The sequence below is a fragment of the Mesorhizobium sp. M7A.F.Ca.MR.148.00.0.0 genome (assembly GCF_003997735.1).
Classification (GTDB): domain Bacteria; phylum Pseudomonadota; class Alphaproteobacteria; order Rhizobiales; family Rhizobiaceae; genus Mesorhizobium.
Genome location: NZ_RZTB01000067.1, coordinates 6,633 through 17,121, shown reverse-complemented (window position 1 = coordinate 17,121; position 10,489 = coordinate 6,633). Strand labels below are relative to the sequence as shown.

Below are 10,489 nucleotides of genomic sequence, written 5' to 3'. Positions count from 1 at the left end.
GGTCTGGCGGCAGGACTTCGTCCTGGCCGCGCGCGCCAAAGGATTGTCACGCCGCCGCATCGTGCTCACCCACGTCGCCCGCAATGCACTGCTGCCGCTGGTCACCATGCTCGGCCTGCAGTCGGCGCAGATGCTCGGCGGCAGCGTCGTCATCGAGAGCGTTTTTTCCGTGCCCGGCCTCGGCCGGCTGGCGCAGGAGGCGGTCGCCTCCCGCGACACGCCGCTTCTACTCGGCATTATCCTCACCAGCGCAGTCCTGGTCCTTGTCATCAATTTGCTCGTCGACATCGCCTACGCCTTCCTCGATCCGCGCGTAGGCGCCAGCGAGGCCGGCGCATGAGCCCGCTCCGCCGCTTTCTGCGCACGCCCGAGGCGGTCGCCGGCACCATTCTCCTGGCGGCGCTGATCGCTATGGCGCTGTCGGCGTCGCTGCTGTTCCCCGGCGACCCGCAGGCCATCGCCGGCCCGGCGCTGCTGCCGCCGTTCCAGGACTGGTCGCTGCCGCTGGGCACCGACCGGCTTGGCCGCGACGTGCTGGCCGAGCTTTTTCATGGCGCCCGCACATCGCTGGCTGTCGGGCTCGCGGCCGCGGCCGCCGCACTTGTCGTCGGCGCCGTGGTCGGCACATTGGCCGGCTTTGCCGGCGGCCTCGTCGACGAGGTGCTGATGCGCATCGCCGACGCCTTCCAGACCGTGCCGAGCTTCCTGCTGGCACTGGCCTTCGTCAGCGTCGTCGGACCGTCGCTCGGCGTCGTCGTGATTGCCATCGCGCTCGGCACCTGGACCGGACCTGCCCGGGTCGCCCGCGCGGAAGTCCTCTCCATACGCGAACGCGATTATGTCGCCGGAGCCAGGGTCATCGGCATGCACCCGCTGGCAATCGCCTTTCGCGAGGTGCTGCCCAATGCCCTGCCGCCTGTGCTGGCGATGTCGTCGGTGATCGTCGCCGCCGCGATCCTCACCGAGGCGGCGTTGTCGTTCCTCGGCCTGGGCGACCCCAACCGGGTCACCTGGGGCGGAATGATCGCCGAAGGCCGCGCTGTCCTGCGTACCGCGCCCTTCCTGTCGATTGTCCCGGGCATAGCGCTGGTGCTGACCGTGCTCGGCGTCTATCTCGCCGGCGAAGGCATTGTCGAGACGACAGCAGTCAGGAGAGGCCTGTCGTGACCACGCTCGCTTCGATCCGCGACCTGACGGTGACCTACCGCCGTGACAGCAATGAGGTGGCAGCGCTGAGGAGTGTAAGCCTCGATATTGCCAATGGCGAACGCCTCGCCATCATCGGCGAAAGCGGTTCAGGCAAAAGCACGCTGGCACTGGCGATTGCCGGGCTGTTGCCGGTCTCGTCCAGGGTTGATGGGCGGATCGACTGGCTCTTGCGACCGACGTTGGGCGCCGTAGAGCGCCAACCTTTTCATCTTCGCGGTGGAGTGCCCCGCCTCGGCCGCGACATCGGCTTCGTCTTCCAGGACCCCTCCGCCAGCCTCGATCCTGTCATGACCATGGGCAAGCAAATCGCCGAAGTCGCCCGCACCCATCTCGGCCTCACCTGGTCCCAATCCTATGCCAGGGCCAAAAGCCTGCTCGAGCGCGTCCGCCTGCCGGACCCGTACTCGGCCTTGCGCGCCTTCCCGCATCAACTCTCCGGCGGCCAGAAGCAGCGTGTGGCGATCGCCGCCGCCATTGCGGCCGGTCCGAAATTGCTGATCGCCGACGAAGCGACCAGCGCGCTCGATACCATCGTGCAGGCCGAGATCGTCGCCTTGATCCGACGCCTGGTGACCGAGGACGGCATGACGCTGCTGTTCATCAGCCATGACATCGCGCTGGCGGCCGAGCTTGCCGAGCGTATCGCTGTTTTCCGTCATGGCCAGTTGGTCGAGCTTGGCATGACGGCGCAGATTGTCGGCGCCCCGGCCCAGCCCTATACGCGCGCACTGCTTGATGCCCATATCGGCCTCGACACCAGGCCATTGCTGAACCGAGCAAGGCTCCACGCATGAGCCTGCTGACGGTGTCCAACCTGACCAAGCGCTACCGTCGCGGCAACAAGACCATCGCTGCCGTCGACGATGTCTCCTTTCACATCGACCCCGGCGAAACGCTGGCGTTAGCCGGACCTTCCGGCAGCGGCAAGTCGACGATCGCGCGGTTGGTGCTGCGATTGATCGAGCCGGACGCCGGGCGCATCGAATTCGAAAGCGACGATTTCCTGGCCCTGCGCAGCACAGCACTGCGAGCACGCCGCGCACGCCTGCAAATGGTGTTCCAGGATCCATTGGCCGCCTTCAATCCGCGCGCCACGGTGGCGCGTGTGCTCGACGATCCCTTACGCATCCATGGTATCGCCTCCCGCGGCGAGCGCCCGCACCGCATCGCCGCCTTGCTGGAGCGCGTCGGGCTGACGGCGAACCTCGCCCCGCGTGCCATCCATGAGATCTCCGGCGGACAGCGGCAGCGCGTCGCCATTGCCCGCGCCATCGCCACGAAGCCGTCGCTGATCATGCTCGACGAGGCGGTGTCGGCGCTCGACGTCTCCGTACGCGGGGAGATCCTCGAGCTTTTGCTCGACCTGCAACGCCAGGAAAAGATCGCCTATCTCTTCATTTCACATGATCTCGGCGTCATCAGGTCGGTCGCCCACCGCGTCATCCTTCTCGATGCCGGGCGGATTGCCGAAAGTGGCGATGCCCAAACCGTCATCGACGCACCGCAATCGGCCATCGGCAAGGCGCTGGTGGCGGCAGCACCGAGATTGAACCGGACTCTGATGCGGCTGGCGTCGGCCGGCCTCGATTGAGACCCGGCCGCCGCCACCCGTTCGCTCAATAGCCGACGGTGAAGCGCTGCCTGATATGGGCTGGCTTCTCGATCTCGTCGACCATGACGATCGCGTAGTCCTCGAAGGAAATGCTGCTGCCCTTGTCGGAGGCGAGAAGTGTGTCCTTGCCGAGGCGGAATTTGCCGGTGCGCTCGCCAGGCACGAACATGGCGGATGGCGACAGGAACGTCCAATCGAGGTCGTCGACCGTCTTCAATCTGTCCAGGAAGTCGGCGCCCTTCTGCGCTTCGGCCTTGTAGATATCAGGGAAGTCGGGGCTATCGACCAGCCGCTTGCCCGGTGCGACTTCGAGACTGCCGGCGCCGCCGACGATCAGATAGCGCTTCACGCCGGAGGCTCGCACCGCCTCGATCAGCGTATCGGCATCGCTGTCCAGGAAATGCACGGAGCTGATCACCGCGTCATGGCCGCGGATCAGGTCCGCGAGACCTTGTCTGTCGAAGACATCGCCTTTCCTGGCCGTCACGCCCGGAAGCGCGACGATCTTTTCCGGGTTGCGCGCAATGCCGGTGACGGTGTGGCCGCGATCGGAGAGTTCCCTGAGAAGGCGTGAACCGACGGCGCCCGATGCACCAATGAGAGCGACTTTTGCCATGTCTGTTTCCTTATTTCTTGTTGGGGGTCTGGAGGATGGGATCACGCCGCCGCGATATGGGCGACGAGATTGTCGAAGCTGCCGAACAGCGCGTTCGAACCGATGAGCCGGGGCGCATCATTGCGGATGACCGAGAGCGAAGGCACGCCATCGGCATGCAGGCGCTGGAACAGCGCACGGCCACGGCCAACCAGATCGCGGTGAGCCGTCAGCAATGTTTCGGTCGGCGCCTTGAGCATTTCGGCGGCGTCCGCCATGCCGGCGGCGGCGAGCACCTCGGCCACACCGCCGATCGTCACGACATCGCGTCCTTCTATATAGCGCGCATGCTGGATCGTCTTCAGCGCCGCAAGCCGGCGGCTGGGATCTTCCAGGCCAGGGGCACTGATGCCGAGTGTGGCGGCATGTGAGTCGAGCAGGGTCCCACGGACATTGAGGACATTGTGCCGATAGGCCGGCGTGAAGAATTGTCCGGTCAGGCGCTCGATGCGCTGGTCGTTCGCCCAGGCATGCGCCGCAAAGCCTTCATCCATCGGACGCGCGCCGGCGCCGGAAAACAGGCCGGTCGGCAGCAGTTCGACGTTCAGGCCGGCGGCCGACAACCGGTCGAGCATCGGGGTGGCGCCATAGCACCAGCCGCAGAGCGGATCGAAAAGATAGGTCACCTCTGAATTGGTCATAGTCGCTGCCATTCCTGCCCGGCCACCTGACTCGTCGAGGCCGTCGCTCATATGTGGCAGACGGCAGCCTTGCGATAAATGGCGCCCAATTGTACAAACTGTCTGATTTGATCATACAAAGGGCAACCAGCTTGGCCGAACTTCTGAACCTCAATCGGCTCGCCTACTTCACCACGGTGATGGAAACCGGCTCGTTCACCGCCGCGGCCGACCGGCTTGGCGTCGCCAAGGCCGTGGTCAGCCATCAGATCGGCAAGCTCGAAGAGGAGCTGGGCGCAACGCTGCTGCAGCGCACGACCCGGCGTGTCACGCCGACCGAAGAGGGTCGCCTCTTCTATGACCGCGGGATGATCATCCTGCGGGAAGCGGAGGCGGCCTATGGCGAAATCTCGCGCGGAGCCGTCGAACCGAGCGGAACGCTGAGGCTGACGGCGCCACTCGACTACGGCACCAAGATCGTGGCTCCGGTCATGGCGGCCTATCTCAGAACCTACCCGCATATGCGCGTCGAGGCGATCTTCGACGACGCCGTCAGCAATCTGGTGGACGAGCAGATCGATCTCGGCATCCGCGTCGGCTGGCTCACCGATTCCTCGAACCAGGCGCGGCGCCTGGGGACGATCCGGCAGATCGTGGTGGCGAGCCCTGGCTTCGCGGCGAGCCTGCCGCCCGACGTGACGCCGCGCCAGGCAAGATCGCTGGCCTGGGTCGGCAACACCCAGTTGCGCGGCATCGGCCAATGGCTGTTTTCCAGGGACGGCGAAACGGTGCTGACCGAACTCAATCCGGTGATCATGTGCGACAAGAGCCCCGCCGCCCTGGCTTGCGTGCTCGTCGGCATCGGACTCGGCGTCTTTCCGGATTATAGCGTCAGCGACGATATCGCCGAGGGGCGGCTGGTGCCGGTATTTGCCGACTGGAGCCTGCCGTCAGGCGGCATCCACGCGGTCTTTCCGCCGGCCCGGTTCCGGCCCGCCAAGGTGCGCACCTTCGTGGATCTGCTCGCGGCGGCCGAGAGACGGCGATCGCGCGGTGTTGCCGCGGCCTGAAGCCGATGGCGGTCAGCGGGCCTCTTGCAGGATCATCTCGGCTGCCTTTTCCGCGATCATGACGACCGGCGAGTTGGTGTTGCCCGAGACGATTGTCGGCATGATCGAGGCATCGACCACGCGCAGCCCGCCAAGCCCGTGAACACGCAGGGCCTCGTCGACCACCGCCATCGTATCCGACCCCATCTTGCAGGTGCCGACGGGGTGGAAGATCGTCGTGCCGATATCGCCGGCCTTGCGGATGAGCTCTTCGTCGCTGTCATACTGCGTGCCGGGCAGCATCTCTTCCGGCGCAAAGCGCGCCACCGCCTGTGCCTTCATCAGGCTGCGGACATGGCGCAACGACGCGACGGCCACGCTGCGGTCTCCCTCGGTGGAAAGATAGTTCGGCCGGATCTTCGCCGCCTCCCGCGCGTCGGCTGAACCCATGTGCACGCTGCCCCGGCTTTCCGGACGCAGATTGCAGACCGAGACGGTGACCGCGGGAAAGCGATGCAGGGGCTCGCCAAGACGGTCGGTGCTCAACGGCTGCACGTGATATTCGAGATCGGGCGTTGCAAGGCGCGGATCGCTCCTGGCGAAGATGCCGAGCTGGCTTGGCGCCATCGACAGCGGCCCGCTGCGCTTGAGCGCGTATTCCAGCCCCATCGACGCACGGCTGACCAGATTGTGGTAGCGCTGGTTGAGCGTGGCGGTGTTGGCGACCTTGAAGACGGTGCGGATCTGCAAATGGTCCTGCAGGTTTTCTCCGACGCCCGGCAAGGCGTGACGAACATCCACGCCGATGCCCGAGAGCAGGTCGGGGCGACCCACCCCCGACAGTTCGAGCAGCTTGGGCGAGTTGATGGCGCCGGCCGCAAGGATCGTCTGTCCAGCGCGGACCTGGTGCAGGCGGCCGCCTTGGCGGAAAACCAATCCGGTGACGCGCCGGCCGTCGAATTCGAGCCGTTCGGTCTCCGCGCCGAGCACCACGCGCAGGTTCTTGCGCCCCGCTATGCCGCGCAAAAACGCCTTCGACGTGTTCCAGCGCACGCCCTTCCTTTGGTTGACCTCGAAATAGCCCGAGCCTTCATTGGTGCCGGTGTTGAAGTCTTCGGTGCGCGGAATGCCGAGTTCCTCGGCCGCGTCCCGGAAGGCGTCGAGGATCGGCCATGAAAGCCGCTGCCGTTCGACCCGCCACTCGCCGCCGCTGCCGTGCATGGCGCCTTTGCCGCCGTGATAGTCTTCCGATTTGAGGAAATAGGGCAACACGTCGTCCCAGCCCCAGCCGGCATTGCCGGCCTGACGCCAGCCATCATAGTCGGCTGCCTGGCCGCGCATGTAGATCATGCCGTTGATCGATGAACAGCCGCCGAGCACCTTGCCGCGCGGATAGTTTAGGCTGCGTCCGTTGAGACCGGATTCCGGCTCGGTCTTCATCATCCAGTCGGTGCGCGGGTTGCCCATGCAGAAGAGATAGCCGATCGGGATATCGACCCAGTGATAGCGGTCGCTGCCGCCGGCCTCGAGCAGCAGCACATTGTTGCGCGGATCGGCGGAGAGCCGGTTGGCAAGCACGCAGCCGGCGGAGCCGGCGCCGACGATGACGTAGTCGTAACTGCCGAACGGGGACGGTGGAGCTTCGGTCACGTGCGCGCCTGCTGTCCGGCGATGCGCTCCCACATCGGGGTCATCGCCTGGTTGATCTCGCCGTACAGTCGATACCGCCCCGAATATGCATCGGCAACCGCCTCGTTGGGTACAAAATGTCGGGACGCCGCCGTCATGGCGGCTGCACCGGCGCTGTAGTCCGCGAAAATGCCGACGCCGGTGCCCGCCGCGATCGCCGCTCCCAGCGCGCCGGTTTCGCGGCTGCGCGCCACGGTGACGGGCACGCCGAGCACATCGGCGAATATCTGCGGCCAGACGCTGCTGCGCGAGCCCCCGCCCGACAGCACCACCTGGTCGAAGTCAGCGCCCGCTCTGTGCAAGGTCTCGACATGGCGCTTATGCTCGAAGGCAACGCCCTCGAACAGCGCACGCAGCAGATGGGCTCGGCTGTGCCAGCCGGCGATGCCATAGAAGCCGGCGCGCGCATGGCCATTCTGCTGCGAGCCGTAAAGGAAGGGATGATAGATCGGGATGTCGCTGTTGGGATCGACGGACGCCACCAGTTCGCTGCACAATTCGAACGGCGACTTGCCGGCTTCGCCACCATGTTCGAGGAATTCGCGAACGATCCATTCGAGATTGGCGGCCGAGGTGGCACTGGATTCGATCGCCAGATAGCGCTGGCGGTCGAAAGTCGACAGCATGAAGATCGAAGGGTCGCGGATCGGTTCGTCGGTGATGACCTGGTTGATGCTCCAGGTTCCGGCGATAACCGAGGCGGCGCCGGTTCTGGTCACGCCCGAACCGACCGCGCTGGCGACGACATCGAACAGCCCGGCGACGACCGGCGTGCCGATGCGCAGCCCAGTCAGGGCCGCCACCTCCGCGCTGACATGGCCGGCAATGTCGGCCGATTCCAGCACTGGCGGCAGCAGGTCCATGCAATCGCCGAGCCCATAGGCGGCAAGCAGGTCCGGCTCGTAGCGGCGGTCCTGCATCTGCAGCAGGCCGCAGCCCGACATGTCTGAAGTATCGCTGCTGCGCGCACCTGTCAGGCGGTTGACGACGAAATCCTTGCACAGGAACACAGTTCCGATGCTGGCGAACAAAGCCGGCGAAAAGCGCTTGAGCCAGGCAAGCAGGGTCGGTGTCTGCGCCGCCCACGGCCGTTGCAGGCAATGTGCATAGGTGCGGTCGCCGACATTCTCTTTTGCCCATTCGGCAACGATGTCGACCGCGCGCGTGTCGAGCGACTGGATGCCGATCAGCGGCGCACCCGAGCGATCCAGCGCGTAGAGCCCGTTGCCATGGCCGGCGCAGCCAATGGCGACGATCTCGCCGGCGTCGATACCGGCTTCAGCAATGCATTGGCCGATGACCGAGACCGCGTTGCGCCAGAGTTCGTCGAGATCGCGTTCGACATGCCCGGGCTTTGGCATGGACGAGCGGCCGTCACGGGCGGCGAATGCCAGTTCGCGGCCGGACAAGTCGAAGAGGATGGCCTTGATGACGGTGTTGCCGGCATCGAGGCCGAGGATGTAGCTTGCCATTGGCGCCTCCCGAGGCCGCAGCCTATGCCTGGTTGTACAGATCCCAGGCCACGCCGCCATCGGCATCGTCATGAATGATCGCCATCAGCCCGCGCACGACAGCGCTCGGGTTGGCATGCTGGTAGATGTTGCGGCCATAGACCATGCCAAGCGCACCCTGTGCCATCAAGGCGGCCGACTTGTCGAACACGGCACGCAGATCCTCCTTGCCGCCGCCGCGCACCAGCACCGGGCAGCGCGCCGCCTCGACGACGCGGTGGAAATCGTTGGGATCGGTGGTCGGATCGGCCTTGACGATATCGGCACCCATTTCACGGGCAAGCCGGGTCAAGGTGACGATCTTTTCGGCATCGCCGTCGACCATGTAGCCGCCATGCTCGGCGACCGGCAGCATGGCCAGCGGCTCGATCATCAGCGGCAGGCCGTATTTCTCGCAATCCGCACGCACGCGGGCGATATTCTGCACGCATTGCCGGAACAGGTCCGGCTCGTCGGGCAGCATGAACAGATTGACCACGACGCAAGCCGCATCCATCTCGATGGCGCCAAGCAAGGGCTCGGCTTCGTTCTGCAGCACCGCCCACATCGCCCGGTGGCGTATCCTGTTATAGGGATTGCCCATGTCGATGCGCATCACCAGCGCCGGCTTGTCCTTGCCAGGCACGGCCTGCAGCAGATCGGCCTGGCCGTAGTTCATTTGGATGGCGTCGGGGCCGGCCTTGACCAGCTGGTTGACCACACCCGCCATGTCTTCCAGCCCGGCAAGGAAGCTCGGCTCGTTGCAGACACCGTGATCGATGGCGACGTCGAGGCAGCGGCCGCCACCGAACAGCCGGTTCATGCGGACTTTCTTGTTTATGCGCATAGGGCGCTCCTTTGATGCGTCTGGAGATCGATGCCGTGCCGGTCGGCCAGCAAGGCGAGGAAGGTCGAGCGCTCGGTGGCGGCCTCGCTGGCGCTCCAGCCCTTGTGCGCCGCCAGCATGTCGAGAACGGCGTTGACGAGGTCGAAACTGAGACCGCCCGAAATGGCGATGGTGGTGCGGCGCAGGAACAGGTCGGCAAGGCACTCGATCTGTTCGCACTCGATGATGCGCCCGATTTCGCTTGCCGAATAATCCGACAGTGGCAGCATCTGTTCGCCCGCCGGGTGCGAAACGAAATCCCTGGCCGACGTGCCATAGCGTTCCAGAAGTGTGTGCGCGCGCTCGACCGGCAGGCCATGCTCGGCGGCGAATGACGCGCACCAGGCGTCCGGATCGGCGGGGAAATCGCGGCCGCCACCGATGGCCATGTCCTGCGTGCCCTTGCCGCGTGCGAGGCCAAGCCGCTTCAACGCCATGTCGGCGGCCAGCGCTCCAAACGAACGGAAGGTGGTCCATTTGCCGCCGATCATGCACAGTGTCGCCGGCAGATGCCCGCTCGCTTCTACGAACTCGCAAAAATGATCGCGCGGTATGCGGCTGGTAAAACTGTCCTCGCTGGCGGGCAACGGGCGTACCCCTGCGAAGCGAAACACGATCTGGTTTTCCGTGATCTTGATCGAGGGAAAGACGAAGGCGAGCGACTGCAGGATGTAGCGCTGCTCGTCCTCTTCGCAACGGACTTGGTCGGGATCATCGACCCGGATGTCGGTCGAGCCGATCAGCACCTTGCCGAGATAGGGAAACAGGATGCAGATGCGCCCGTCCTCGTTCTCATAGTAGACCATATGGCCGCCGAGCGCGTCGAACAGTTCGCCGTTGTCGACGATCAGATGCGAGCCCTTGGTACCGCCCATCATCGTCTGCGCCGTTGCCCCGATGGCCTTGTTGGTCAGGTCGATCCAGCCGCCGGTGGCGTTGATGACCAGTTGCGGCCGCACCGGCAACTTTTCGCCCGTCAGCGTGTCGGTGATGGCGAGGCCAGCGCCTGTCGACGACACCTGCGCATAGTTCAAGACGCGGGCATTCGTCGCGCTCGCCATGGCGTCCAGCAGCATCTCCAGGCCGAGGCGTTCGGGCCGGCTTACCCAGGCGTCGTAGTAGGTCGCCGAATTGCGGATCGCCGGATTGATCGCCGGCCATGTCTTCAGGGTCTCGGCGCGGCCCCTGAACCTGTGCGTCGGCATCAAACGCCGTGCCGCGGTGAAAAGGTCATACATGGCAAGCCCCGCCTTGATGACCAGCGCCCCGCGCCGGCTCG

10 protein-coding genes and 1 pseudogene (1 of these 11 running past the window's edge) are annotated in these 10,489 nt (G+C 65.3%); 5 read left to right on the top strand and 6 right to left on the bottom strand.

The features are described from left to right. The 4 genes from EOB49_RS37825 to EOB49_RS21885 form a co-directional block, all read left to right on the top strand. Positions 1 to 340: ABC transporter permease (locus EOB49_RS37825; RefSeq protein WP_245472777.1), on the top strand; the 340-nt coding region annotated here is incomplete at its 5' end. Then, the gene (locus EOB49_RS21895; protein ID WP_127382214.1) at positions 337 to 1,167 is read left to right on the top strand and encodes an ABC transporter permease; all 831 of its coding nucleotides are present in this window, start codon (positions 337 to 339) and stop codon (positions 1,165 to 1,167) included. The genes EOB49_RS37825 and EOB49_RS21895, both read left to right, overlap by 4 nt. Further along, a complete protein-coding gene (locus EOB49_RS21890; RefSeq protein ID WP_164781759.1) occupies positions 1,164 to 2,003 on the top strand; it encodes an ABC transporter ATP-binding protein in 840 nt (279 codons plus the stop codon). The genes EOB49_RS21895 and EOB49_RS21890 overlap by 4 nt, the downstream gene beginning before the upstream one ends. Beyond that, on the top strand, positions 2,000 to 2,800 hold the full coding sequence (locus tag EOB49_RS21885; RefSeq protein ID WP_127382213.1) for an ATP-binding cassette domain-containing protein: 801 nt from the start codon (positions 2,000 to 2,002) through the stop codon (positions 2,798 to 2,800). Before EOB49_RS21890 ends, EOB49_RS21885 begins: the two co-directional genes overlap by 4 nt. A gap of 25 nt (positions 2,801 to 2,825) precedes the next feature. On the opposite strand, the gene EOB49_RS21880 is transcribed toward EOB49_RS21885, so the two are convergent. Together EOB49_RS21880 and EOB49_RS21875 are read right to left on the bottom strand one after the other, a co-directional pair. Next, positions 2,826 to 3,437, bottom strand: coding sequence for an NAD(P)-dependent oxidoreductase (locus EOB49_RS21880; RefSeq protein WP_127322455.1), 612 nt, complete (start codon positions 3,435 to 3,437; stop codon positions 2,826 to 2,828). A gap of 41 nt (positions 3,438 to 3,478) precedes the next feature. Further along, positions 3,479 to 4,117 carry a DsbA family protein gene (locus tag EOB49_RS21875; protein WP_127382212.1) on the bottom strand — a complete coding sequence of 213 codons (639 nt, stop codon included), beginning with the start codon at positions 4,115 to 4,117 and terminating at the stop codon, positions 3,479 to 3,481. A gap of 131 nt (positions 4,118 to 4,248) precedes the next feature. Between EOB49_RS21875 and EOB49_RS21870 the strand changes: the two genes are divergently transcribed. Beyond that, complete coding sequence (locus EOB49_RS21870; RefSeq protein WP_127382211.1) at positions 4,249 to 5,166, top strand: LysR family transcriptional regulator; 918 nt, start codon at positions 4,249 to 4,251, stop codon at positions 5,164 to 5,166. A 12-nt stretch (positions 5,167 to 5,178) separates the two neighbouring features. Here the strand turns inward: EOB49_RS21870 and EOB49_RS21865 are convergent, their stop codons facing one another. From EOB49_RS21865 to EOB49_RS21850, 4 genes and pseudogenes are all read right to left on the bottom strand, one after another. Beyond that, positions 5,179 to 6,795: a GMC family oxidoreductase gene (locus EOB49_RS21865; RefSeq protein ID WP_127382210.1), complete on the bottom strand. Its 1,617-nt coding sequence runs from the start codon at positions 6,793 to 6,795 to the stop codon at positions 5,179 to 5,181. After that, complete coding sequence (locus tag EOB49_RS21860) at positions 6,792 to 8,306, bottom strand: FGGY-family carbohydrate kinase (protein WP_127382209.1); 1,515 nt, start codon at positions 8,304 to 8,306, stop codon at positions 6,792 to 6,794. Before EOB49_RS21860 ends, EOB49_RS21865 begins: the two co-directional genes overlap by 4 nt. A gap of 22 nt (positions 8,307 to 8,328) precedes the next feature. Continuing rightward, positions 8,329 to 9,171, bottom strand: a complete 843-nt coding sequence (locus EOB49_RS21855) for a class I fructose-bisphosphate aldolase (protein WP_127382208.1) — start codon at positions 9,169 to 9,171, stop codon at positions 8,329 to 8,331. Continuing rightward, positions 9,162 to 10,489: pseudogene (locus tag EOB49_RS21850) on the bottom strand (glycerol-3-phosphate dehydrogenase/oxidase); it runs 386 nt beyond the window's last position. Before EOB49_RS21850 ends, EOB49_RS21855 begins: the two are co-directional and overlap by 10 nt.

What these genes read in the sequence shown, in the direction of transcription:
- EOB49_RS21880 (WP_127322455.1), bottom strand. Translation starts at nt 3,437, where the DNA reads ATGGCAAAAGTCGCTCTCATTGGTGCATCGGGCGCCGTCGGTTCACGC.
- EOB49_RS21860 (WP_127382209.1), bottom strand. Translation starts at nt 8,306, where the DNA reads ATGGCAAGCTACATCCTCGGCCTCGATGCCGGCAACACCGTCATCAAG.
- EOB49_RS21895 (WP_127382214.1), top strand. Translation starts at nt 337, where the DNA reads ATGAGCCCGCTCCGCCGCTTTCTGCGCACGCCCGAGGCGGTCGCCGGC.
- EOB49_RS21875 (WP_127382212.1), bottom strand. Translation starts at nt 4,117, where the DNA reads ATGACCAATTCAGAGGTGACCTATCTTTTCGATCCGCTCTGCGGCTGG.
- EOB49_RS21885 (WP_127382213.1), top strand. Translation starts at nt 2,000, where the DNA reads ATGAGCCTGCTGACGGTGTCCAACCTGACCAAGCGCTACCGTCGCGGC.
- EOB49_RS21855 (WP_127382208.1), bottom strand. Translation starts at nt 9,171, where the DNA reads ATGCGCATAAACAAGAAAGTCCGCATGAACCGGCTGTTCGGTGGCGGC.